Annotated in this window: 21 protein-coding genes; 8 read left to right on the forward strand and 13 right to left on the reverse strand. The window is 58.5% G+C overall.

What is annotated here, in order from left to right; genetic code table 11:
- Positions 1–81: 81 nt before the first annotated feature.
- The 3 genes from ACUTQY_RS02105 to ACUTQY_RS02115 all read right to left on the reverse strand — a co-directional run bounded on the left by ACUTQY_RS02105 (position 82) and on the right by ACUTQY_RS02115 (position 4,288).
- Entirely contained in the window at positions 82–1,044 is a 963-nt protein-coding gene (locus tag ACUTQY_RS02105) for an NAD-dependent epimerase/dehydratase family protein (RefSeq protein WP_033643442.1), read from the reverse strand.
- Positions 1,045–1,222: 178 nt separating this feature from the next.
- A complete protein-coding gene (locus ACUTQY_RS02110) occupies positions 1,223–2,122 on the reverse strand; it encodes a transcriptional regulator (RefSeq protein WP_342188168.1) in 900 nt (299 codons plus the stop codon).
- A gap of 771 nt (positions 2,123–2,893) precedes the next feature.
- A complete protein-coding gene (locus ACUTQY_RS02115) occupies positions 2,894–4,288 on the reverse strand; it encodes a NarK family nitrate/nitrite MFS transporter (protein ID WP_033650893.1) in 1,395 nt (464 codons plus the stop codon).
- A gap of 351 nt (positions 4,289–4,639) precedes the next feature.
- On the opposite strand from ACUTQY_RS02115, the gene narX reads away from it, so the two are divergent.
- Both narX and narL read left to right on the forward strand, forming a co-directional pair.
- Complete coding sequence (gene narX / locus ACUTQY_RS02120) at positions 4,640–6,424, forward strand: nitrate/nitrite two-component system sensor histidine kinase NarX (protein WP_060660597.1); 1,785 nt, start codon at positions 4,640–4,642, stop codon at positions 6,422–6,424.
- 10 nt (positions 6,425–6,434) lie between these two features.
- Positions 6,435–7,085 (forward strand): two-component system response regulator NarL, encoded by a 651-nt coding sequence (gene narL, locus ACUTQY_RS02125; protein ID WP_033643446.1) that lies wholly within the window; start codon positions 6,435–6,437, stop codon positions 7,083–7,085.
- Here the strand turns inward: narL and ACUTQY_RS02130 are convergent.
- Positions 7,082–8,593 (reverse strand): YchO/YchP family invasin, encoded by a 1,512-nt coding sequence (locus tag ACUTQY_RS02130; protein ID WP_033643447.1) that lies wholly within the window; start codon positions 8,591–8,593, stop codon positions 7,082–7,084. The genes narL and ACUTQY_RS02130 overlap by 4 nt on opposite strands.
- 432 nt (positions 8,594–9,025) lie before the next feature.
- Between ACUTQY_RS02130 and ACUTQY_RS02135 the strand changes: the two genes are divergently transcribed.
- The gene (locus ACUTQY_RS02135; protein ID WP_084710297.1) at positions 9,026–9,808 is read left to right on the forward strand and encodes a prepilin peptidase; all 783 of its coding nucleotides are present in this window, start codon (positions 9,026–9,028) and stop codon (positions 9,806–9,808) included.
- Positions 9,809–9,905: 97 nt separating this feature from the next.
- The gene (locus ACUTQY_RS02140; protein WP_033650891.1) at positions 9,906–11,174 is read left to right on the forward strand and encodes an EpsG family protein; all 1,269 of its coding nucleotides are present in this window, start codon (positions 9,906–9,908) and stop codon (positions 11,172–11,174) included.
- Positions 11,175–11,236: 62 nt separating this feature from the next.
- On the opposite strand, the gene ACUTQY_RS02145 is transcribed toward ACUTQY_RS02140, so the two are convergent.
- The 6 genes from ACUTQY_RS02145 to ACUTQY_RS02170 form a co-directional block, all read right to left on the reverse strand.
- Entirely contained in the window at positions 11,237–12,820 is a 1,584-nt protein-coding gene (locus tag ACUTQY_RS02145) for an ABC transporter substrate-binding protein (RefSeq protein ID WP_046687285.1), read from the reverse strand.
- A 132-nt stretch (positions 12,821–12,952) separates the two neighbouring features.
- A complete protein-coding gene (locus ACUTQY_RS02150) occupies positions 12,953–13,624 on the reverse strand; it encodes an ABC transporter ATP-binding protein (RefSeq protein ID WP_046687286.1) in 672 nt (223 codons plus the stop codon).
- Entirely contained in the window at positions 13,621–14,463 is an 843-nt protein-coding gene (locus ACUTQY_RS02155) for an ABC transporter ATP-binding protein (RefSeq protein WP_042784795.1), read from the reverse strand. The genes ACUTQY_RS02150 and ACUTQY_RS02155 overlap by 4 nt, the downstream gene beginning before the upstream one ends.
- Complete coding sequence (locus ACUTQY_RS02160) at positions 14,453–15,322, reverse strand: ABC transporter permease (protein WP_046687287.1); 870 nt, start codon at positions 15,320–15,322, stop codon at positions 14,453–14,455. The genes ACUTQY_RS02155 and ACUTQY_RS02160 overlap by 11 nt, the downstream gene beginning before the upstream one ends.
- Positions 15,319–16,374, reverse strand: a complete 1,056-nt coding sequence (locus ACUTQY_RS02165; RefSeq protein ID WP_046687288.1) for an ABC transporter permease — start codon at positions 16,372–16,374, stop codon at positions 15,319–15,321. Before ACUTQY_RS02165 ends, ACUTQY_RS02160 begins: the two co-directional genes overlap by 4 nt.
- Entirely contained in the window at positions 16,374–17,942 is a 1,569-nt protein-coding gene (locus ACUTQY_RS02170) for an ABC transporter substrate-binding protein (protein WP_046687289.1), read from the reverse strand. Before ACUTQY_RS02170 ends, ACUTQY_RS02165 begins: the two co-directional genes overlap by 1 nt.
- A gap of 279 nt (positions 17,943–18,221) precedes the next feature.
- Between ACUTQY_RS02170 and ACUTQY_RS02175 the strand changes: the two genes are divergently transcribed.
- Positions 18,222–18,869, forward strand: a complete 648-nt coding sequence (locus ACUTQY_RS02175; RefSeq protein WP_033643455.1) for a hypothetical protein — start codon at positions 18,222–18,224, stop codon at positions 18,867–18,869.
- On the forward strand, positions 18,859–19,050 hold the full coding sequence (locus tag ACUTQY_RS02180; RefSeq protein ID WP_033643456.1) for a hypothetical protein: 192 nt from the start codon (positions 18,859–18,861) through the stop codon (positions 19,048–19,050). The genes ACUTQY_RS02175 and ACUTQY_RS02180 overlap by 11 nt, the downstream gene beginning before the upstream one ends.
- A gap of 50 nt (positions 19,051–19,100) precedes the next feature.
- Here the strand turns inward: ACUTQY_RS02180 and cbl are convergent, their stop codons facing one another.
- The 3 genes from cbl to chaB form a co-directional block, all read right to left on the reverse strand.
- Positions 19,101–20,054 carry an HTH-type transcriptional regulator Cbl gene (gene cbl / locus ACUTQY_RS02185; RefSeq protein ID WP_033634950.1) on the reverse strand — a complete coding sequence of 318 codons (954 nt, stop codon included), beginning with the start codon at positions 20,052–20,054 and terminating at the stop codon, positions 19,101–19,103.
- Between the two features lie 299 nt (positions 20,055–20,353).
- Positions 20,354–21,049, reverse strand: a complete 696-nt coding sequence (locus ACUTQY_RS02190) for a gamma-glutamylcyclotransferase (protein WP_033643457.1) — start codon at positions 21,047–21,049, stop codon at positions 20,354–20,356.
- Between the two features lie 250 nt (positions 21,050–21,299).
- The gene (gene chaB, locus ACUTQY_RS02195) at positions 21,300–21,527 is read right to left on the reverse strand and encodes a putative cation transport regulator ChaB (protein WP_033643458.1); all 228 of its coding nucleotides are present in this window, start codon (positions 21,525–21,527) and stop codon (positions 21,300–21,302) included.
- 130 nt (positions 21,528–21,657) lie between these two features.
- On the opposite strand from chaB, the gene ACUTQY_RS02200 reads away from it, so the two are divergent.
- Together ACUTQY_RS02200 and chaA are read left to right on the forward strand one after the other, a co-directional pair.
- Complete coding sequence (locus ACUTQY_RS02200; RefSeq protein WP_033643460.1) at positions 21,658–22,476, forward strand: siderophore-interacting protein; 819 nt, start codon at positions 21,658–21,660, stop codon at positions 22,474–22,476.
- Positions 22,477–22,768: 292 nt separating this feature from the next.
- Positions 22,769–23,872, forward strand: a complete 1,104-nt coding sequence (gene chaA / locus ACUTQY_RS02205; protein ID WP_046687290.1) for a sodium-potassium/proton antiporter ChaA — start codon at positions 22,769–22,771, stop codon at positions 23,870–23,872.
- Positions 23,873–23,884 lie beyond the last annotated feature (12 nt).

Below are 23,884 nucleotides of genomic sequence, written 5' to 3' on the forward strand. Positions count from 1 at the left end.
GTCAGCATGCGCTAATCCTGAAAATGCAGATTTATCCGCTTGTCAGCGAAAATATCGAAATAACGTCAGCGTGCGATTAAGTTATCTATCAGAAAACTCATGTTTAATGGTTCTTTCGATTGCCGAATCAAGTTCGACCGGCGCCACGAAATTATTCTGCACATTGCTTTTAAATTGCGTTCTGGCGCAGAATTTCTGCACTCTGACGCGACTGATTGGAAATTTCTTGCGACTTATTTTACTCACGACATCCAATGCGGTTGCGCCGCATATTCCCAAGGCGTAAGGAATGCGAATCGTCTTATTTTCCCTGCCCAATGAAGAGGAAATAACGTCGACCAGCTGATTCATCGTAAAGTCCGGTTTATCGACATAGTTGCTGACCTGATAACTGGACTGCTGATCCAACGCATGCTCCAGCCGTGCAGCAATATTCTCGACGTAAGCCATCGACTTCATATTATTGCCGCTGCCAATCATCACGAAACGGCCGCTGGCGATCTGGCGGAACAGGTTATACACGTTGCCGCGGTTGCCTTCGCCGAACACCACCGTCGGACGGATGATGGTCAATTTATTTGCGGCGTCTGCCTTGCGCCAGGCCTCATAAACATATTCCGCCTCGAGCTTGGACTTGCCGTAATGGTTGAAAGGTTCGAAACGCCCTTCTTCGCCGGTTTCCTGCTTGACGAACCCGTAAACGGCGACCGAGGAGGTGAAAATGATTTGGCGGATATTCAATGCAGAGGCGGTCATGCAGACATGACGTGCGCCTTCGACATTGACCTGATAATAGAGCGAAATGGGATCGACATTGTCCTGATGCTCCGCCGCCAGATTAATGATGGCGTCACAGCCCGCCAGCGGTTCTTGCAAAGTCTGAGGTTGAGTCACATCGCCATACTGATAAAGGGATGGAAAATGTGCACTGGGTTGCTTATCGACGATGACCAATGTCAGATCATCGCGCTTACTGAGACGTTTCGCCAGGCGTGTTCCGATAAAACCGGAACCCCCGATAATAGCTACTTTACGCTTATCCATAATTTGTCACTCAGCAGGTTCTCATTATTCCCGTCACCCGATTGGGACAGGCGCTAATACGCGTTAGGTAATGAGTTCCAGACTGGACAAATCGAACCTGGCTTTCAAATAACAAATAATGAAATAAAAGATTTCATCAAATGTAAAATTATCGCTATAGATAAAACCTCATTCAGCGCTAATTTTTAACATCGTAAGCAACTTGATATTGCAAGGTTTTATTCGGCAATATGAGATTAATCCGACCTTTACCGGTGGAGGAAGAGGTCTCATATTTTACCGGCAATTTCAGCTGGCCTTGTTTAGGATCGACACATTCGATGGTGGCCTGATCCATGTTCTCTCCCTGGTACAGACAGAACAGCGTTTGCGGGCTGTTGGTATGGGGATTATTCAGCGTCAGCGTCAACACCACGCGCGTGTTGTTCTGAATATCATTGATCACCGGCGGACGGGTTTGGTTGCCCAGGACATATGAAAAATGTGAAATAACCAGTAACGAGGCGAACACCGTCAGGTATTTCACCACGCGACTGGCAGGCACGCTGAAAAAGCGGCGCACGGATAGCGACTTCTTTTCATGCGCCGGATCTTGAGAGGAATCCATCGCCGCAACAGGCGCAGAAACGAGGGTCGATTTACGCGGCTTAACTATTTTCTCGTCGTTGGCTACAGGCGATTCATTTTCACTTTCAGAAAGTTCCGCTTGAATATCAACGTCAATATCATCGTTACCGTTTAATATATCATCATCGGCGTAGTCTTCATCTTCAGATATAAAGTGAAAAGCCGCTTGACTTTCCACCTTGTAACCCAAGCGTGGAATGGTTCTGATAAGCGTGTGTTCCGAATCGCTAATTTTCTGACGAATGGATTTAATTGTTTGATTTATCGTTGAATCTGAACAATAGGTTCCTTTCCAGATATTTTCTATAATTTCCGTTCGGGTAACCAGCTCGGGGGATCTGGCGACAAGCAGCGAAAGAATTTGATACTCCTTCCAACGCAGACGGAATTTCTCCCCGGCAGGAGTCAGAACATCGAGATTCCTAATCTTTATTCTTTTATCAAGATTCACTTTTAATTTCCTTAGCGTGCCTGTCCTGCACACTTTGTATAGAAATATCAAAAAATGTTCAAGAAATTAAATGTAAACTCAACAGGTTGCATTCATCGGATATTGGCTTTTATAAAAATTTTCTGATTTCATTTTTTACATTAAGCCTGATTCAGGATGTTCCGTTTATCCAAACGACTCTATTTCCCTGTTGGTAACATGGATTTCTTTCCTGGCTACCGTAAAATTCAAACTAGCACCTCTTTGATTTAGAAAGAAAAAACTAACGGCGTTGCTTGATTGTTAATCGAATGAAATTGTGAAATTTCATTCTTCGCCCTGAATTCATTCTGTTTTTCCACCTAATCTGAACGTCAGATAGACTACAAAAAGACGGAAAAAACAGAATGAGAGTTATCTGATTTAACTCCGGCGTTCATTCCATCCAACGGGCGCAGCATCTAAGACAAAACCCTATTGCTGATTTTATAATACGCACATCAATTAGGTATTCTCCTAAGCAATTTCATTTAAACGCAGGAAAAAGCATTAATTGTTTAATAGTAAGAACACGCTCAACAAAACGAAAAAACCGCGTGAATAATATAAACCTTTTGTGAGAAAGGATTCATACATTGAGAGATATAACTATAAAAAAAGAAAAAAACGGCAAGCGGGGGTGAGAATTTTACCTAAAGGCAGAAAATTTCACTGAGGAGGAGAAGAGAGAAGTTTCGGTATGAACGAAATATCCCTCCCCTGTCGGGAGGGATAGAGAAAGTCGTTTGACACTCAGGCTTTTTTCTTGCGGCCATACACCGCCCAGGTGATCACGACGCACAAAATGTAAAACACCAGGAACACTTTCATCGCGCCCGCAGGTGAACCGGTCAGCGCCAGTGAGGTGCCAAAGGCCTGCGGAATGAAGAAGCCGCCGGCGGCGCCAATCGCCGAGATAAAGCCCAATGCGGCGGCGGAATCGGTTACCGCCTCACGCTGCGCGCTTTCATCGCTGCCGCCGGCCGCTTTAACGCGATCGACGGTGATTTTGCGGAAAATAACGGCGATCATTTGGAAAGTCGATCCGCTGCCCAGCCCCGCAGTGAGGAACAGCACCATAAAGATACCGTAGAAGGCGATGAACGACCCGCCCTCGCCCGCACTCGGCAAGGTCAGGAACAACAGCGCGGCAAAAACGGCCATGACCACAAAGTTGATCAACGTCACCCGCACACCGCCGAAACGGTCAGACAACGCGCCGCCGACCGGCCGCGCCAGCGCCCCCAGGAACGGCCCGAAAAACGCGTAATGCAAGATCACCACGTCGGGGAACTGCGTCTTCGACAGCATGGCGAAGCCGGCGGAGAAACCGATGAAAGAGCCAAAGGTCGCGAGATACAGCAGGCTCAGCATCCACAGATGCCCACGCTTGAGCACCGGCAGTTGCTGACGCAGCGATGCCTTGGCCGCCGCCAGATCGTTCATGCCGAACCAGGCCGCCAACGTGCCGACCAGCAGGAACGGCACCCAGATCCAGGCGGCGTTTTCCAGCCACAGCTGGCCCCCCTCCACCTGGTTTTGCGCCGTGCCGCCAAACAGGCCGAACAGGCTGAAGGAAATCGCCAGCGGCGCGACCAGCTGCATGACGCTGACGCCCAGATTGCCCAACCCGCCGTTGAGCCCCAACGCCCCGCCCTGACGCGCTTTCGGGAAGAAGAAGCTGATGTTGGCCATGCTGGAGGCAAAGTTGGCGCCGGCGAAACCGCACAGCAGGGAAATAATGACGAACACGCTGTACGGCGTACTGCTGTCCTGCACCGCAAACCCGAGCCACAGGCAGGGCACCAGCAGGAAGCAGGTGCTGATGGCGGTCCAGCGACGGCCGCCAAACAACGGGATCACGAAGGAATACGGTACGCGCAAAATGGCGCCCGAGACCGACGGCAGCGCCGTCAGGAGAAACAGCTGGTCGGTGGTAAAATTGAAGCCGACCTTGTTCAGGTTGACCGCGACGGCGCTGAACAGCATCCAGACGCAGAAGGCCAGCAGCAGACAGGGAATGGAAATCCATAGGTTGCGGGTGGCGATGCGCTGGCCACGCTGCTGCCAAAAAGCGCTGTCTTCAGGGCGCCAGTCCTGAATCAGCGCACCGGTTTTCTTTGATGAAGGCGTTGCAAGTTGCGACATAAAAACCTCAGACACGGGGGATCATTCCGCACACCCTAGGGGGCGGCCCCGGCGGCAAAGTTGATGTATATCAACCCGCATGCAAGTAGTTGGCGGCGGAAATAGCGCCTTCATCCCCTTAGGGGTACGCCCTAACCAAAAATTAAATCTATTTAAATCAATCAACTAATCACTATCACTTTCGTTTCCTTGCCGTCTCGACGCCCCCCTGGAAACTAATGGGTACTTCATTCGAGGTATGGGGTTATGCGCAGGGATAATCAAAAATACGGCTGAATCGTGACTTGTTTAGCCCCATCGCCGCCTTCGCCCCTGAGCTTCAGCGGCGCCAAACGCCAGGAATCCGCACTTATGAAACGCCTGTTGGCCCCGCTTTCGATCGTGAATCAGGTCGCCCTGCTGATGTTGCTGTCGGGCATGCTGGGCGTGGCCGGCATGGGGATTTCCGCCTGGATGTCGCAAAGCATTCAGGGCAACGCGCACGCCATCAACAAGGCCGGCTCGCTGCGCATGCAAAGCTACCGGCTGCTGGCGCAGGTGCCGCTGGATGAACGGCACGAAGCGCTGATCCGGGAACTGGAGCGCGACGAAAATAGCCCCGACCTGCAGCGTTCGGTGGAGCAGGAAGGGTTGACGCAGCCTTTCAACGCCCTGCGCGACTATTGGCAACAGACGCTGCAACCTCGCCTGCGCAGCGCGCAGCAGCCGGCCGACGCCGCGCCCCAGGTCGCGCACTTCGTGCGGTTGTTGGATAAGCTGGTGTCGGATATCGACAGGCAAACCGAACGCCGCCTGCTGATGGTGACGCTGGTGCAGGCCGGCTTTATTGCGCTGACGCTGCTGCTGTTGATCGGCACCACCTGCTACCTGCGGCGCCGGTTGCTGCATCCCTGGCGGCAACTGGTGGAGATGGCCTTGGCGGTAGGCCGCGGTGATTTTAGCCGCCGCTTTGCGCAGCGCGGCCATCAGGATGAAATGGCATCGCTCGGCGGCGCGTTGAACACCATGTCCGACGAGCTGTCGGCCACCTACAGCGGGCTGGAGCAGCGCGTGGCCGAGAAGACCGCCGACCTGCAGCAGAAAAATCAGGTGCTGAGCTTCCTCTATCGCGCCAGCCGCCAGCTGCACGCCAGCGAGCCGCTGTGCAGTCGCCTGACGCCGCTGCTCAACCAATTGCAAACCCTGACGCCGCTGCGCGCCATTCAGGTGCGGCTGTATGAAAACGACAGCCGGGAACCGCTGCTGCAGCTGAGCGGCAACCAACCGCTAAGGCCGGAGCATTGCCATAACCCGGTATGCAGCGCCTGCCTGAACGACAGCGACCGCCAGTACCCCAACAATCCGTCGCTGAGCTGGAGCCTGAGCGACAAGCTCGGCGACTACGGCGTGATCGTGGCGCAATATGCGCCGCAGCAACCGCTGAACGATGAACATCGCCAACTGATCAATACCCTGGTGGAACAGTTGACCAGCGTGCTGGCCATCGAACGTCAGGTCGACCACCAGCAGCAGTTGATGCTGATGGAGGAGCGGGCGGCGATCGCCCGCGAGCTGCACGACTCCATCGCCCAATCGCTCTCCTGCCTGAAAATGCAGATCGCCTGTCTGCAGATGCAGGGGGAAACGCTCTCTGCCGCCAGCCAGGCGCTGGTGCAACAGATGCGTGAAGAGCTGAACGGCGCCTATCGCCAACTGCGCGAACTGCTGACCACCTTCCGTCTGCAGTTGACCGAACCGGGTCTGCTGGCGGCGCTGCAATCGACGGTGGCGGAGTTCAACCCCAAACTGGGCCTGACCATCAGCCTCGATTATCAGCTGGGGCCGCGCACGGTGCCGGCCTATCAGGCCATACACCTGCTGCAGATCGCCCGCGAGGCGCTCAGCAACATCCTTAAGCATGCCGCCGCCAGCGAGGTAAGCATTCAGGTCATCAATAAACGCGGCGAAGTGACCCTGAGCGTATGCGACAACGGACGCGGCCTGCCGGCCGAGACCTCTCGCCCCGACCATTACGGCTTGATCATCATGCGCGATCGCGCCAAGAGCCTGCACGGCCGCTGCGACATTTTACCGCGCAGCGGCGGCGGCACCGAGGTACGGGTCAGCTTCACGCCGGATAACCACGCCATCGACTAACGGAGACACCATGACGACAGAAACCGCCGCCACCATCTTACTGATCGACGACCACCCCATGCTGCGCAACGGCGTAAAACAGCTGATCGGCATGGACGCTCGCCTGCAGGTCATCGCCGAGGCCAGCAACGGTGAACAAGGGGTCGCGCTGGCGGAGCAGCACGATCCGGATCTGATCCTGCTCGACCTGAACATGCCCGGCATCAACGGGCTGGAAACGCTGGATCGCCTGCGCCAGACCGACCTGTCGGGGCGCATCGTGGTGTTCAGCGTATCCAACCATGAAGACGACGTCGTCAGCGCGCTCAAGCGGGGCGCCGATGGCTATCTGCTGAAAGACATGGAGCCGGAGGATCTGCTTAAGGCGCTGCATCAGGCGGCGGCCGGGCAGATGGTGCTCAGCGAAACGCTGACGCCGATCCTCGCCGCCAGCCTGCGGGAAAACCGCCCGAGCGCCGAGCGCGATATTCAGCAACTGACGCCGCGCGAACGGGATATCCTGAAGCTGATCGCCCAGGGGCTGCCGAACAAGCTGATCGCCCGCCGCCTGACCATCACGGAAAGCACCGTCAAGGTACACGTCAAACACCTGCTGAAAAAGATGAAGCTGAAATCCCGCGTCGAGGCCGCCGTGTGGGTGTTGCAGGGTAAAAACGGTTAATCGTCGCCGTACAGCGGCCCGGTTTGCGCCGGGATCGGCGGCGGCGTCAGGGTTTGGATCGGCGGCTGATCCGCTTCATCACCGGCGGTCGCCGTCAGCGGCGGCGCCACTTTCAGTTCTATCCAGTTGGACGTCACGCGCTGCTGTTTGTCGTCCTCCAGCGTGACCGACAGCCGATAGCTGTTGGCGGCGCCCGGGGCGTCATCCCACGGCGGCACGATCGCCGTCCAGCCCTGCGGGTCGTTGGCATTGTGCGGCGGTGTCAGGCTCAGCGCCTGCGTATCCCCCTGCCAGCTGACGTGAGAAATCCCGTGCAACGCCTTGATTTCCAACACCAGCGGCACGGTTTCCCCCGCCTGCAGGCTCCACGGCGGCGTGGCCAGGAACACCTGCAGCGTCTTGCGCTGGCGGAACTCCAGCACCGGCACGTTTTTACGTTCGACAGGATCGTAGCGGCTGCCGCGCAGCGACTTGGCCTGCGCCACATACTCCGGCGAAATCTGCTTGACCAGCGGCACCCCGAGACGGTAGCTCAGCGCCAATTCCACCTGATCCTGGCTCTGCCCGCCCGCACCAATCTTATGCAACGCCTTCATCGTCACCAGCGGCACCGGGGTATAGTTGAGCCCCAGCTGCATCGCGCGCGGATCGTTCTGTTTCTTGCCGCTGCCGAACAGATCGACATTCTCGCCCAGGTACTGTTCATAGCTGAGCGAACCGCCGATTTGGCGATAGAACGGCAAATAGCCCTGCGTCGTGATGTCGTAACCGCGCGCCGGACGGTTGAAAAATACCCCATCGCCGGGCTGTTGCGACAGCGCCGACAGCGGATAGTAATAGTTGGTGGAGAAACGCAGGTAGTCCCCCCAGGCTTCCGCCCCCACGCTGCCGCGATTGCGCTGCCGGGCGAAATCGCTGTCGAGCGCCGTGTTGTAACCCAGCAGCCAGTCACCGGCGATCCAGCGTTGCCCCAGCGCGACATTGCCGAGCGCCCCGGTGCTTTGCTGCAGCCAGCCGATTTGGCTGTAGGTCAACAACCCATCGACGTCGTACAACGGGCTGAAGAGCTGGCCGTTGCTGCCGGTAAAATCGCCCTCGCCGTTCATCTTCAGCGACAGCCGGGCGGTTCCCAACGGAGACAGCAGTTCTTGCGCCTGTTGCTGCAGCGCGCCAGTCGCCTGCCCCAGCAAATAATCTTCAGCGCGGCTGCGCATCTGCTGACGTGAAACGTTGTTCAGATCTTTTTCGCCGAGCTGTTTGGCCATCTCGGCCCACTGCTTCTCGCGCGCGGCATCGTCGGGCGCACCGCCCAGTTCGGGCAAGTTCGCCGCCGGATCTGCGCCGGCCTGTTCGGAAGAGATAACGCTGTCCGGCGCCGGTGGGGATTCGGCGCACGCGGGCGCCGCGCCGGCCAGCCACACCAGCGGTCCGGCCAGCCACGCCGTCTGGCGTCGGCGCCAGAATCGTTTTTTAGTCTTGATGAGTACTGCCTGAATAACGTCTTTCATGACACCGTTGGCTTCCCTCCTTCCTGGAGCACGCCAACCCACTGCTTTGCCGCCGCCATTCCCGCGACAGCGCTGAAAAACCTCACGCCCCCGGCCCGGCGGGAGCGCCTATATCCTCATAGCCTAACGGCTTGGCGAGCAGAAACAATAGGATAAACCCCAATCGCTCCCCAGTGACGTCGTCACTTGTACCCTTTACCGATCCATTCCGGCCGCCAGGTGAATTCACCGCATTTTAGCGCCGATTTTGCCGATAAAAAGCACAGTACCCCGCGGCTGCGCGCCACCGCGCAGGGCATTGTACACCCCTGCAATACGCAGCGTGGCGATGCGAACGCCTGCGCATTCCTCACAACCGACCGCGTTTTCCCCTGATGAAATACGCATTTTGCCGTTATTTTAGCCGTCTGTTCTACGACTGGCGGAGTCCGGATGTTGTTTTCTTTACTGTGGCACGCGCTGTTTTTCACCGCGCTGCTGTCGGCGGGCCTGATCGCCTTCGCGCTCATCACGTGGCTGGAACGCGTGGAGGGTGTCAACGGTCGCCCACAGAGGTTGCGCCTTCGGGGGCCGCTGCTGACGGCACTGGGGCTGGCGTTGGCGACGCTGCCCCTGAGCCTGGCTGCAGCGCCTCGATGGGGGTTAGTGCCGGCCGCGGCGCTCCTGATCGCCCTGGTCTGGCTGGACTGGCGCCATCGGTGGCTGCCGGATCGACTGACTCAGCCGCTGCTGTGGGGTGGGCTGCTATGCAACCTTGACGCTCGCTGGGCGCCGCTGGAAGACGCCGTGCTGGGTGCCGTCGCCGGTTACGGCGCGTTATGGCTGCTCAATGCGCTCTACCGGCTGACGCAGCGGCGTGACGGCATCGGCCAGGGCGATTTCAAACTGCTGGCGGCGCTGGGCGCCTGGCTCGGCTGGACGATGTTGCCGCTGCTGGTCTTTCTGGCGGCGGCGTTCGGATTGGGCGTCGCGTTGGCGCGTGGCCTGCACAACCGCCGAGCCTGGCGAACGCCGCAACCTTTCGGTATCGGGTTAGCGGCGGCCGGCTGGCTATGCCTGCTGACCGGTCCCGGCTCACCTGGCCCGCAGTGGAATTTCATTTATTTCACAGCATCAACCCCACATGAAATCGAGGCAGAACGCGGTTCTGCGCATTTCGCACCGTTTTTACCCAGCCTCGCCGACGGCCATTTTTCCGCTGCCGGCAAGGGATGATAACCCGGTGAAATTTTGCCTATTTCACCAAAACTCACTGTGTCCCTTTAGGCCCCGGTGTTATGTTCCCCAGCTGGATCACGCCATGGAGCATCCCATGCAAAACCCGGTCAGGCCACTCGCCGCCCTTCCCGACAGCGAACAGGCGCATTCTTCCGTGCAATGGCTGCTGCTGGGCGCCGTCGCCATCACAGGCGTTTGGTTCGCCCCCTATTTATCGTTGGTGATTTGCAGCGGCTTGATCGCCGCCTTTATGCTGCTGCGCCAGCAACCCGATCGCGTGCTGAATCTCACCGCCTTCCTGCTGCTGACCGTGATATCCGCGGTGCCGCTGGCGACGAAGAACCTCGAGCCGGTGATGAACGACAAGGTGAACTACTACCTTGAGATGCAGCAGTACAGCGGCTACGGCCTGATGGACTGGCTGGCGCAGTTTTCCGGCACCGACTTTGTCTCGCACCTGTTGTTTAAACTGACTGCCACCTGGTTTGGCGTCGGTAATGGCGCATTCGCCGCCTTCTTCCTTATCAGCTTTTCGCTGCTGGCGCTGGGCGTTTACCGCCTGTCGCGCACTTACTTTGCCGTGATCCTGTTTTTGTTCTGCTGCCAGTACAATTTCCAAGGGCTGTACGGCAACCTGTTGCGGCAGGGGCTGGCGCTCTCTTTCCTGGTGCTGGCCGTGTCGGAACAGCACCGCGGCCGCATGCTGCTCTGGATCGTGATGGCGTCCTTCAGCCATTTTTCCGCTTTCCTGTTTCTGCCCTATCTGCTGCTGCCCGCGCGCTGGCGCACCGTGGGCACCCTGCCGGTGCTGGCGCTGTTCGCCGCCTGTTACCTCGGCGGCGCGGTGCTGATGCCTAAACTGATCGCCGTCGTCGGCAACGACTTTCTGGCCTCGCGCGCCGAAGCCTACGTCAGCGGCGACTTCGGTAATAACCCGGTGCGCAAAATCCAAATCACGCTGCTGTACGTCGGCGTGGTGGAGGCGCTGTATCAATTCGCCCGCTACAAGTTCCGCACGCCATCGCCTCAGTTTGTACAAGCCGCCTATGCCGTGCGCCTGATGTTCCTTTATAACTGCGCGGTGTTCTTCGCCACCATCAGCTTTGAAGAGGTGGCCAACCGCTATTCATTCAACATGATGATCTTCGTGCTGATCTTTATGGTGATGGTATGCGGCAATCTGAAAGACGCGGTAAGCCGGGTGCTGCTAACGTTGCTGTGCTTCTCGCTGGGCATCGCGTCCTATCTGTATATCAACCAGGTCGGCGTGCAGCAGTTTTGGTACGGCGATCTGCAGGCGCTGGTGACCGACAGCCTGCCGACAATCCTCAATAAGCTGAATCTCGCCGGCACGCCGTGGTGAGCTCGCCGCGTTAACACCGGCCAGGCCCCCTCTCCTCTCGGCGGCGAGGGGGCATTTTTCGTTCACGGCTGCGTTTTATTCACCCGATCCAAATACAGCATGCTGTTGGCGATATCCACCCGGGCATCTTTAACATTGTCCCGTAATGCCACCAGCGTTTGCCCCTGCAGCGCCAGCACATAAGGCGAACTGGCCTGCAGTTCCCGTTGCAGCGCGGCGTAACGTGCGCTGCGCGCTGCGCTGTCGCCTTCCGCAGCCGCCGCACGCGTTTCCGCGCTGATGGCGGGAATGCTCCACTGGGTGCGCCAGGCCAGGGTCTTCGGCCCGCCCGGCACATTGTAGGCAAAGGCGCTGGCGTTGGTGTTCGGATCCAGATAGTCGGCGCCCCAATAGGTGAAGATCGCCTGGAAATCGCGGCCGCGCATCTTGCCCCACAGATCGCTCTCCACCACCGGATGAATGTCCAGCCGCAGCCCAGCCTGCGCAAAGCTGGCCTGCAGCGCCTGCGCGATGTCGGTATACGGCGGCTGGTTGATGACGATCAGGCTGATGCTTGTGCCCTCGTTGATGCCGGCATCGCGCAGGATCTGTTTGGCCTTGTCCACATCGAGCTTAAACGGCCGCTCGTCGAGCGCACCGTCCAATCCCTGCGGCAAGAAGGCCTGATGCACGCGATATTGCCCTTTCAGCAACCGTTCGGCGATGCTCTGATAATCCACCAACCAGCGCGCCGCCTGCCACAGCGCCGGATTGCCCAGCGCCGGGTTGTCTTTGCTGCCGGTATTGAAACCGAGGTAATACACCTTGGGCGCATCGGCTTGCTCAATGCGCACGCCCGGCGCTTTGCGCAGCGAGTCGAACTGGTCAGCGCCCAGATCGTAGGCCACGTCAGCATCCCCCTTCAGCAACAGTAAACGGCGGGTGCCGGCATCGCTGACGTTCTTGAATAACACCGTTTTCAGCCGGGCCGGCGACGGCGCGTAGTCGTTGCGGCCAAACAGCAGCGCCTCATGCGGCACATAGTTATTCACCCGATACGGGCCGCCGCCGGCCGAATGGTTGCGCAGCCAGGCGTTCCCGAAGTCCCCCTGCTGCGCGTGTTCGCTCAACAGCTTCTCATCCACGATCGAAGCCACGTTCGCCGTCAGCAGCCGCAGCGCCAGCTCGCTGCCGATGTTGGCCGACCAACTGAGCTGCACCTGGTTATCCCCGATCTTCTTCAGCTGCTGCTCGACGTTATCCGGCGTCCAGCCAAACTCAGCGAGAATAAAGGACGGCGCCTTATTCAGCTTCACCGCACGCACCAGTGAGTAAATCACGTCCTCGGGACGCAGCGGATTGCCGGAAGCGAAACGTTGCTGCGGCTTCAGGGTAAAGATCAGGCTGCGCCCATCGGCGCCCGCTTGCCAACGGGCGGCGGCGTCCGGCGCCAGCTTTTGCGGCGCACCGCGATCCGACGCCACCAGGCGCTGATAGAGATTGACCAGATTGGCCGAGCTGACGGTTTCAAAGCTCTCTGCCGGATCGAGGCTGATGATGCCCTCGAGCGAACTGACCACCACCAAGGTATCCGGCGGGGTGGCGGCCTGCGCGCCGAAAGCGGTCGCCAGCGCGCCATATAATAAGGTTGGGATTAACCGTTTCATCGATACACTCTCCACAATCACGCGGTTGCGTTGTTTTTCGAGTGTAGGGGGTAAGAATTAACAGAAGAACGACGATAAATTGCTTTATTTATTACCAAGATGGATATGCCCGCCGCATTGACGGGCATTGGCTCAGGCAAGGAGACGGCCGTGCGCCATCGCCACCGCGCGATCGCACATATGGTCGATCACATCCGCATCGTGACTGACCAGCACCAGAGTCAGATCGCCCGCCTGTTTCAGCTCGTTGAGCAAGTTGAGGATCTCCGCCTGCACCGACATGTCCAATGCCGAGGTCGGCTCATCCAGCAGCAGCAGCTTCGGCCGCAACAGCAAGGCGCGCACGATCGCCACGCGCTGCCGTTGGCCGCCCGACAGCTGATGTGGATAGCGAGCCAGCAGGCGCGGATCCAATCCTACCTGGCGAAAGCCCGCGCTGATTTTGCGTTCGATGTCGCTTTCTTGCAGCAGTTTGAGCGGTTCCGACAACGTGCGCAACAGCCGGTGCTTGGGGTGTAGCGAAGCATAAGGATCCTGAAACACCATCTGCACTTCACGCCGCAGTTCGCCGGTGAACGCCTGCCCCGGCTGCAACCGCCGCCCGAGCAGTTCAAAACCGCCGCGCCAGCTGTCGTTCAGCCCGGCCAACACCCACAGCAGCGAGGACTTGCCGCAGCCGGAAGGCCCCACCAGGCCGAAGCACTCGCCCGGTTCGATACGCAGGTTAACGTCGTGTACCACGGCGCGCTGTTCATAGCCCTGACGATGGCTGACGCTGAGGTTCTCCAGTGCAATCACGCTCATTTCAATGCCTCCAGCAGCGCGCGATCCAGCACCGGCAGCGGCTTGCCGCGCGTCTCGCGGCTCGGCCGACACGCCCACAGCGTGCGAGTATAAGGGTGCGTGGCCTGCGCCAGCTCTGCTGCCGGCAGCTGATCCAACAGCTCGCCTTTGTACATCACCAGTACCCGCTCGCAGTGGTGCGCCACCTGCTGCAGATCGTGGCTGATCAGGATCAGCCCCATATTACGTTGCGCCACCAGATTTTCTATCAGCTGCAGCACCTGATCGCGCATCTGGTGATCCAACGCCGAGGTGGGTTCGTCGGCAATCAGCAGCTGCGGATCGTTGATCAGGGCGATGGCCAGCATCACCCGCTGCCCCATCCCGCCGGAGAGCTGATGCGGATAGCGGCGACACAGCGCCGCCGGATCGGGCAAGCCCACCGCCGCCAGCATCTCCAGCACTTTTTCACGCCGCTCGGCGCGGCTCAGCTTGGCATGCAACACCAGCGGCTCCTCCACCTGACGGCCAATCGGCTGATTGGGATTCAACGCATGCTTGGGATCTTGCATCACCATCGCCACCCGGTCGCCGCGCAGGCGGCTCCACTGGCGCTCGCTCAGGCGCGTCAAGTCTTCGTCGCCCAGCGTCAGGCGCTGCGCCCGCAGCTGCAACGGCGGCGGCAATAGCCCCATCAGCGCACGCGCGGTCAACGATTTGCCGGAGCCGGACTCACCGACCAGCGCCAGCCGCTCCCGCCCCATGCTGAACGAAATATTCTTCACCAGCGCCGCCGGCTGCGGCCCCGGCACGCCGATCGCCAAACGTTCAACGGTCAATAAGGTGTTATCAGTGCCCATGACGAGGATCCATTTTATCGCGCAGGCCATCGCCCAGCAGGTTAAAGGCCAGGCTGGCGAACAGGATCGCCCCGCCCGGTGCGGCGGCGACCCACCATTGATCGAAAATCACTTTACTGCCTTCGGCCACCATCGAGCCCCATTCGGCGGTCGGCGGCGCGACGCCCATGCCGAGGAACCCCAGACCGGCGGCGGACAGGATGATGCCGCCCAGGCTCAGCGCCGCGCGCACCACCGCGCTGGGCAGGCATAAAGGTAAAATGTGGCCGACCATCAGCCGCAGCCCGTTGATGCCCTGCATGCGCGCCGCCGCCAGATAATCGCTGCGGCGCAGCGCCAGCGTTTCGGCCCGCGCCTGGCGGGCAAAGGCCGGCCAGCTGGTCAGTGCCAGCGCCAGCGCGCCGTTCATCAGCCCCGGCCCCATCACCGCCACGAACGCCAGCGCGATCACCAGGCTCGGCAACGACAGGAAAATATCGGTCAGACGCATCAAGATGCGTTCTGCCCAGCCGCCGAGATAACCGGCGCAGATGCCCACCAGCAGACCGATAGGAATGGTCAGCACCAGAATCAGCGACACCAGAATCAGCGTCGGCCGCGCGCCGTAAATCACGCGGGAGAGCAAGTCGCGGCCGAAACCGTCGGTGCCCAACCAATGCGTGGCGGAAGGCGGCAGCAGCCGCAGCTCGATATGCTGCAAATTGGGATCGAAAGGCGCCAGCCACGGGGCCAGCAGTGCGGTGACGATCAGGATCGCCACCAGCGCTGCGCCGAGCGTCAGCGTGGTCAGCCGCTGACCGGTGCGATAGCCGACGGCCGGCTCGCTTTGCGGTTCGTGTTCAGAGAGATATTGGCTCATCGGGTTCGCGGATCCACTAGATAGGTCAAGGCATCGGCCAGGGTATTCAACAGCACGAAACAGGTGCCGATCAGCAGCGTGGCGCCGAGGATCGCCGGGGTGTCGGCGGCAAACAGCGCCGAGGTCAGATAGCGCCCGACGCCGGGCCAGGCGAACACCGTTTCGGTCAATACCGCGCCCTCCAGCAGGCTGGCATAGGAGAGAGACAGTACGGTGATCAACGTCCCCAGCACGTTGGGAAACACGTGGCGCAGCAGAATGCGCAGGCGGCCGGCGCCTTTGGAGCGCGCCAGCGTCACGTATTCCTTGTTGCACTCTTCCAGCATCGCCGCGCGCAGCAGCCGGGTGATGCCCGCCATCGACAGCAGCGCCAGCGCCACGACCGGCAGCCACAGGTGGCTGATGGCGTTGTAGAACATCTCGCGATCGCCGGACAGCCAGCTGTCAATCAACACGAAACCCGTACGCGGCTCCATGCTGTATAAGTAAATGTCATCCAGGCGCCCCGGCCCCGCCGACCAGTGCAGCGTGGCGTAGAACAGCAGCAGCCCCAGCAGGCTCAACCAGAAAATCGGCACCGAATAACCCACCAGCGACAGCAACCGCGCCGCATTATCCAGCCAGCTTCCCGGTTTGAGCACCGCCAGAAACGCCAGCGTAATGCCGCCTAACGCGCCGAGAATAATGGCGCAGGTGGCCAGTTCCACCGTTGCCGGGAAGGTACGCAACAGATCGGTCAGCACCGGCTGGGCGGTAATGCGCGAAATGCCCAGATCGCCGTGCGCCAGGTGCACCAGATAGCGCCAAAATTGCACCGGCAGCGGCTGATCCAGCCCCAGGTCATGACGCACCTGCGCATAGGTGGCTTCGCTGGCGTGATCGCCCGCCACCTGCAGCGCCGGATCGATCGGCGCCAGGTGCGACAGCATAAAGGTGAACAGCAGCAGGCCGAGCAGCGTTAACGCCAGCGACAACACGCCGCCGAGCAGCCGCCCGCCCCAGCGCCAATACCGCCGGGCTAGCCCGGCGGAGGCGGAGAGTTCAGCGGCCATTACTTGCTGACCTTGCTGTAGAACACCATGTCAGGGTTGATGCCCTGCACATAGCCCTTGAGGTTGTCACGCACCGCGATCAGGCTGCGCGCCTGCAGGCCGATGACAAACGGCGAGCTTTGCTGCACCTGTTTTTGCAGTTGCTGGTAGTCGGCCACCCGTTTGGCGGTGTCGTTTTCCGCGGTGGCGGCCAGCGTCAACTTGCTCAGCGCCAGGATCTGCCAGTTGGCTCGCCAGGCCAGCGTCTTGCTGCCGTCCTCCGGGTTGTAGGCAAAGGCGGCCGCGTTGGTGTTGGGGTCGAAGTAATCCGGCCCCCAGGAGGTCAGCGTCGCATCGTAGTTAAGCGCTTTCACCTTGGTGGAGACCTGTGAGCTGATGCCCGGCACCAGTTCGACCTTCACGCCGCCCTGAGCAAAACTGGCCTGCAGCGCCTGAGCGATATCCAGGTACGGCGGCTGGTTGTTGACGTCCAGACGGAAACTGACGTTGCTCAGCCCCGCTTTAGCCAGTATTTCTTTGGCTTTCTGCGGATTGAAGCTGTACGGCCTATCCTTGAGCGCGCCCAGATAACCGTCCGGCAAGAATGCCTGATGGCTCTGGAACTGCCCTTTCAGCAGATCGTCGGCGATGCCTTGGTAATCGAACAGCCAGCGCGCCGCCTCCCAAAACGCCGGGTTGCCGAGCGCCGGCGACGCCTTGGCGTTGAACTGCAGGAAATAAAGCGAGGCGTAAGGAATGGCCAACGGTTTGACGCCCGCCTTGCCCTTCAGGGCCGCCATCTGGTCCGCCCCCAGGTTGCGGGCGATATCGGCATCGCCCTGCTCGATCAGCAAACGGCGCGCGGCCGGATCGGGCACGTTTTTGATCAGGATGGTTTTCAACGTCGGCGCCCCTTCCGGCGAGCCGGGGTTCGCGTCCAACACCACCACTTCGTGCGGCACATAGGTGCGGATTTTGTAAGGGCCGCTGCCGGCGGAGTGGCTGTTCAACCATTGGTGCCCCAGATCGTCGCCCTGCTGATGCGCCAGCGCCTCTTTGGCGTCGACGATCGAGGATACCGGCGCCGACAGCAGGCTGAGCACGAAGGCCGGGCTGACGTTTTCATCCCAGCTGATTTTTACCGTATGGTCATCCACCTTGGTCAGGTGTTGATCCACGTTCTTCGCGTTCCAGCCCAGCTGCGTCAGGATAAACGACGGTTCGAGATTGAGTTTCACCACCCGTGAAAGCGAAAAGATCACGTCCTCCGGCCGCAGCGGGTTGCCGCTGGCGAATTTGGCGTCCGGGCGCAGGCTGAAGGTCAGGCTGCGGTTATCGGCGCCGGCCTGCCAACGGCTGGCCAGGGTCGGTTTGAGATCGACGGGATTGTGCGGATCGGACTGGATCAGACGTTGATACAGGCTGTTGAACGACTGCACCGTGGTTAACTCAAATCCCTGAGCCGGGTCAAAGCTGACCACGTCATCGATAGACTGCGCGATCACCAACGTGTTGGCCGGCGTCGCCGCCTGTACGTCAACGCTGGCCGCCACGGCCAAAAACAGCAAAGAAGGAACGAGCGCTTTCATCTGAAACTCTCCAAGCGGATGGAATTTATAATAATTTCGCGAGTGTATGCGAGCGCGATCGGCAGCTGAAGGTACTTAAATCACTATAGATATTCTTTTTATGTATATAGATGGGGTTTTGATTATTAGAGCAAGGATTGCGCGGCCGATCGCACTCTCGCGGCACCTCGCAGCAATTGCCCATTGTCTTTGCGGCGCGATTCGCAGCGATGAAAGTCGAGGTTTGAGTCTGTTTCATCGGGTGATTAACGTGAGCTCGGTCACCCAAAGGACGGGCAAATGGAAAACCATCCATCAGAAAATGGCTTCTCACTCCGGCATGAGAGAGCGATAGAGCAAACATTGGCAGATATGAACAGCGTGCTGCTTGAGTCGGATCTCTTTATGACTCGTCTGACGGTACAAGACCGGCGCTGGCAAAAAGGCAGAAAAAACGGCCATACGTTAAATTGGCGCTCTCTCTTTAAATATCATGCCCAAATGCCCATAAGTTTCGCTTTTGTCTACCGGCGAATAACCAGCCCGCTGAGCCGTGCAGGCTTTTGTCTGTGCCGTTATCTCCAGGCCGAGAACGTTATCGAACTTGTCGCGCTGGAGAATTTCTCCTTGCGCGAAACGCAACATCCACTGAAAGGCAATATGCTGCGCAACTGCTTGCAGGCTCTGTATCTGTATGGCCTGAACCTGCAAGAGCAGGGGCTGACGCCGGCGTCTCCGCCGGACATGCTGATCAGCCACGCCATTAATCACCGCGTGTTGGCGCTGTATACCCGTCAGGCCGCCTTTGAAGTGATACCCGGTACCATGACATGTAAAACCAGCTTCAACGCACTGAAAAAGTACATACAATCGCTGGAAAAATACGGTGCCAAATGTGATAAGGTGCGTACAAATAACGCGCAAAAAGGAAGCAAAAATGAAAAATAAGGATCTGACCGACCCGACGCTCTCCATTCAAGAGCAAAAACGCATCGCCATAGAGATTCTACGTCAGTACCATCGCTGGGAGATGGCCAACCCTCGCCCCCCCGAAGAACTCCCGGAATGGGAAGCCATCGGCCCGTTCAGAAAAAGTAAACGTCATCTGATCGAACGTACCGACGACTGATCCCGCATTAGCCCGCAAGCAATCCGGTCCGGCAGGGCAATGACGCGCTGTTAAATCTGGTAATCAATCACCGCGTCCAGCTGCGACGAGAAGACCTTGTCCTTTATTTCGGTCAGCGACAGCGTCGGGTTGCACAGTTGGATAAAGCGCCAGGCATAGTTGCGCTGCAGCTGGCTGCGTTTCAGGCCCAGCCATACCGTATTAGGCTCAAACAAATGCTCGGCGTTGAGACTGACCAAGCCGCGATCGCGCTCTTTTTCATACGACATGTCCGCCAGCACGCCCACGCCTAACCCCAGCTCGACGTAGGTTTTAATCACGTCGGAGTCCTGCGCGCTGAGCGCGATGTCCGGGGTCAGGCCCGCCGCTTTGAACGCCGCATCCAGCTTCGCGCGCCCGGTAATGCCCTGGCGGTAAGTGATCAGCGGCAAGGTGCTGAGCATCTCCAGCGTCACCTGCGGCTGACGCGTCAACTCATGCCCTTCCGGCACCAGGATGGTGTGATGCCAGCGGTAGTAAGGGAACGCCGCCAGCGATTCGTCACTCATCAGCCGTTCGCTGGCGATGCCGATATCGGCTTCTCCGGCGGCCAACATCGAGACGATCTCCTCAGGGCTGCCCTGATTGAGCACCACCCGCACCCGCGGATAAAGCGCGCGAAACTCTTTGATCACCCCCGGCAGACTGTAACGCGCCTGAGTGTGCGTCGTTGCGATATGCAGCTGCCCCGAGTCGTTGCTGCTGAAAACGTCCGCCAGGCGACGGATGTTGTTGGCGTCGTTGAGAATGCGCTCCGCCACCACCAACAGCTCTTTGCCGGGTTCGGTCATGCCCAGCAGCCGTTTGCCGCGGCGAATGAATATTTCAATGCCCAGCTCTTCTTCCAGCTCGCGAATATGCCGACTGACGCCGGACTGCGAGGTAAATAACGTATTGGCGACCTCAGTCAGGTTGTAGTTGCAGCGCGCCGATTCACGAATAATTTTTAATTGTTGAAAGTTCATCCCCGTCTCCCTGTTTCTTCCAGTAGCGTTAGCCATATTGATACGGAGTCCGACGAGTCTGAACAAATAAGAAATAACCTTTACTTATGCAATTTAATACTAAGTCGATCATTCTGCTTCGCAGGTGGGGTGGGAAACTGACAAAAAACAGCTAATGACTTTAAAAATAACGGGATAGATAACCACAATAAAAGCATGCCTTAAATCACTGTGGAAATTAAGTTATTAAATATAGGCATTAGATATAAAAAAGGGCTCAGCATGCTGAGCCCCTCACCGTTCGTATTCCCGCAGCAGCCTCAGGCGGTGGCCTCGCTGCCGATGCCGCCGGTGCGGTTCTGCTGCAGCCACTGCTGTACACAGCGCACCAGATCGCCGATGCAATCATCCTGCATGCCGTGGTGCTTCAACTCGTTATCCAGCGCAAACAGATATTGCGCGTTGGTGCCCAGCGGGCCGCTGGCGCTGGCGATCAATGGCGCAATCACCTGGTAGCTGGTGTCTTCTTCAAACAGCGGATGCTGCGGGTTCATCACGAACACCAACGCAGTAACCTTCTCGCCGCCATCCAACTGCAGCTCGCACCAGGTGGGCACGTAGCAATCGGTCACCATTTCGCGCTTCCAAAGCAGCTCCAACTCTTCACGCAACTTGCTTTCCGGCAAACGAAACGCCAGGCCCGTGGTGTGGCCGCCGGCTTTTAACGCCAGCATGCGCCCCGGCTGATGCAGCGTGCCGCGCCCGGCGGTCAAGCGCATGCAGAACGCCCGGTGCCAGCCCTGCAGCGTGGCCGGCCGCACTTCTTCCGATTCGAAAACTGGATTCCACATCAGCGAACCGTAACCGAATATCCATACGGGGCTGTGATCCGGTCGGCGCGATAAGGTGCAATCCAACGAGGCTGCACGCTGTTCAGGCGTCAGCAACAACGACTCCTCAATAGCGCCGAATGCAGTTTTGCAATCCGCTTTTTGCAGAAAATCTCGCGTTAACACTGATATTACCTCCCGGGAATACGATTTCTCGCCTTCCCTCGCCACTGCTGAACCTTTGATGTTTTATTTTCGGCTGCGGATTTTTATTAATTCAATCACCGCGCCTTATAAGAATGACCTTATTCTTTTCCTGACGTGCAATCAAGTTACAAAGCGGCGTTAAAGTGAAAAAGTATTTGTACTGAGCAGCAATAATATTAATTGCCGGGCTCCACATAATGTCTGCGCGATTTTACTGCGTGATAATTCGTTACTTTTTATGCCAGCGTTCGTCGTCGCCCTTGCGATAGCTTTGCTTGACCGCCGCCCAGGCCACCTTATGCGCCGTCTCTTCCCGGCTGTCGTCACCGCGCCGCTCATCGGGATCCCGGTATTGTTGCCAGGCGCTGTTGAACGCTTCTTTATAGATCGCCTGCGCATGTTCCGGCAGCACATGCTTAACGTTGTCCGGCAAGTCGTTCGTGCTGTGGTAGGGCATATGGCCTCCCCTTTCAGGATGAGTGAACCTTAAGCCTAGCCCACATGCGGTTTCGTCTCAATTAGCAAACAATTCTCATTATCAAACGACATGTTATACTCACCGCCAAACGAACTATAAGGAGAATCCCGTGACTACCGAAGCCCCTCGCTCACGCGCCCCCTACCTGATCGCCGTCAGCCGCGTACAGGACATGACGCCGCACCTGCGCCGCATTACCTTTACCGCTCCCGATCTGCGTTACTACCCGGCCAATGCCGCCGCTGCACACATCAAAGTCTTTTTGCCGCTCGCCGGCCAGACGCAGCCGGACCTGCCGACGCTGACCGAAAACGGCCCGCGTTGGGCTGCGGACGCCGTGCGCCCGATCGTGCGCACCTATTCCATCCGCGCCGTGCGTCCGGAACTGGCGGAAGTGGACATCGAGTTCGCCATTCATGATCATCAGGGCCCGGCGGTGGACTTTGCACGCCAGGCGAAAGCCGGTGATAAAATCGGCATCAGCAACCCGGGCGGCCCCAAGCCGATGCTGCCGGCCGCCGACTTCTACTGCCTGGCGGGCGATCCTTCCTCACTGCCTGCGCTGGCCGCACTGCTGGAAAACCTGCCGCCACACAGTGCCGGACGCGCTTTCGTCCGCGTCGACAGCAACGCTGACGTCATTGACCTGAAGAAACCCGCCGACGTTGAGGTCAATTGGGTCGTCGGCGGCACGGAGAAGACCGACGAGTTGGTCGCTCGGTTCCGCGCGCAGTCCCTGCCGCAGGGCGAAAGCCACTTCTGGCTCGCCGGTGAAGATCGCCTGGTGGTAGAGCTGCGCCGCTACCTGCGTCGCGAACGTCAATGCGATCGTAATCGTCTTTATGCCGTGCCTTACTGGCGTGAGGGGCTAAATGAAGAGGGTTACCACAATAAACGGCATGAAATCATGGACAACATTGACGACTGACGGTCTCATTTTCCTTGATTAACCACGAGCTAAACAAGTAAACACGACTTTTCTCAAATCTAACGCTAAAAATTGGCGTTATTGCGTAAAAGTAAGTAAATAAAACCGCACCCCGTGCGGTTTTTTTGTTACCCTGATCACATAAGCAAGCAATTGCTTTCTCAGATAAAACAACATCACACCGGCGCCGCGGGTGTATCCTAATATAAAATACCTACTGGAAACGCAACGTTGCCGTATCACGGCGACCGGCGCTGACGGGCTACGCTGTTTGAGAAGGAGTGCCACCCTCATGAAGTCGCAACACGATCCTGGCCGATCCACCAAATCTCGCCACACCGAATACTCGCTGATCTTCCCTATCGCCGCGCTGGTGGTGTTAAATCTATGGGGCAGCACCGATAACTTTCTGCTGATCGTCGGCATCAATATTCTCGCGCTGGTGGGGATCCTCAGCAGCGCCTTCAGCGTGGTGCGCCACGCCGACGTGCTGGCTCACCGATTGGGCGAACCCTACGGCTCGCTGATCCTCAGTTTGTCCGTCGTGATCCTCGAAGTCAGCCTGATTTCCGCGCTGATGGCCACCGGCGACGCCGCGCCGGCGCTGATGCGCGACACGCTGTACTCCATCATCATGATCGTTTCCGCCGGCCTGGTCGGCTTTGCGCTGCTGCTCGGCGGGCGCAAGTTCGCCACCCAGTACGTCAACCTGGGCGGCATCAAACAGTATCTGATGGCGATTTTCCCGCTGGCGGTGATCGTGCTGGTGTTCCCGAGCGCGCTGCCAGGCGGCAACTTCAGCACCGGGCAAGCGCTGCTGGTGGCGTTGATCTCCGCCGCCATGTATGGCGTGTTCCTGGTGATCCAGACCAAAACCCACCAGAGCCTGTTCGTGTACGAGCATGAAGACGACGATGGCGACCCGCACCACGGCAAACCCTCTTCCCACAGCAGCGCCTGGCACGCCGCCTGGCTCATCGTGCACCTGATCGCGGTTATCGCCGTCACCAAGTTCAACGCCAATCCGCTGGAAGGCCTGCTAACCAAGATGAATGCACCGGCGCAGTTCACCGGTTTCCTGGTGGCGCTGTTGATCCTGTCGCCGGAAGGCCTGGGCGCGCTGCGCGCCGTGTTGAACAATCAGGTGCAACGCGCCATGAACCTGTTCTTCGGTTCGGTGCTGGCGACCATCTCCCTGACGGTGCCGGCGGTGACCATCATCGCTACTCTGACCGGGCAGACGCTGATCTTCGGCCTGCAAACGCCGCATATCGTGGTGATGTTGACGGTGTTGCTGCTGTGCCAGCTGTCGTTCTCAACCGGCCGCACCAACGTGCTGAACGGCACCGCCCACCTGGCGCTGTTCGCCGCCTACATGATGACTATCTTCGCCTGATCAAAAAGGGGC

The sequence above is a fragment of the Serratia sp. TSA_130.1 genome, assembly GCF_052691795.1.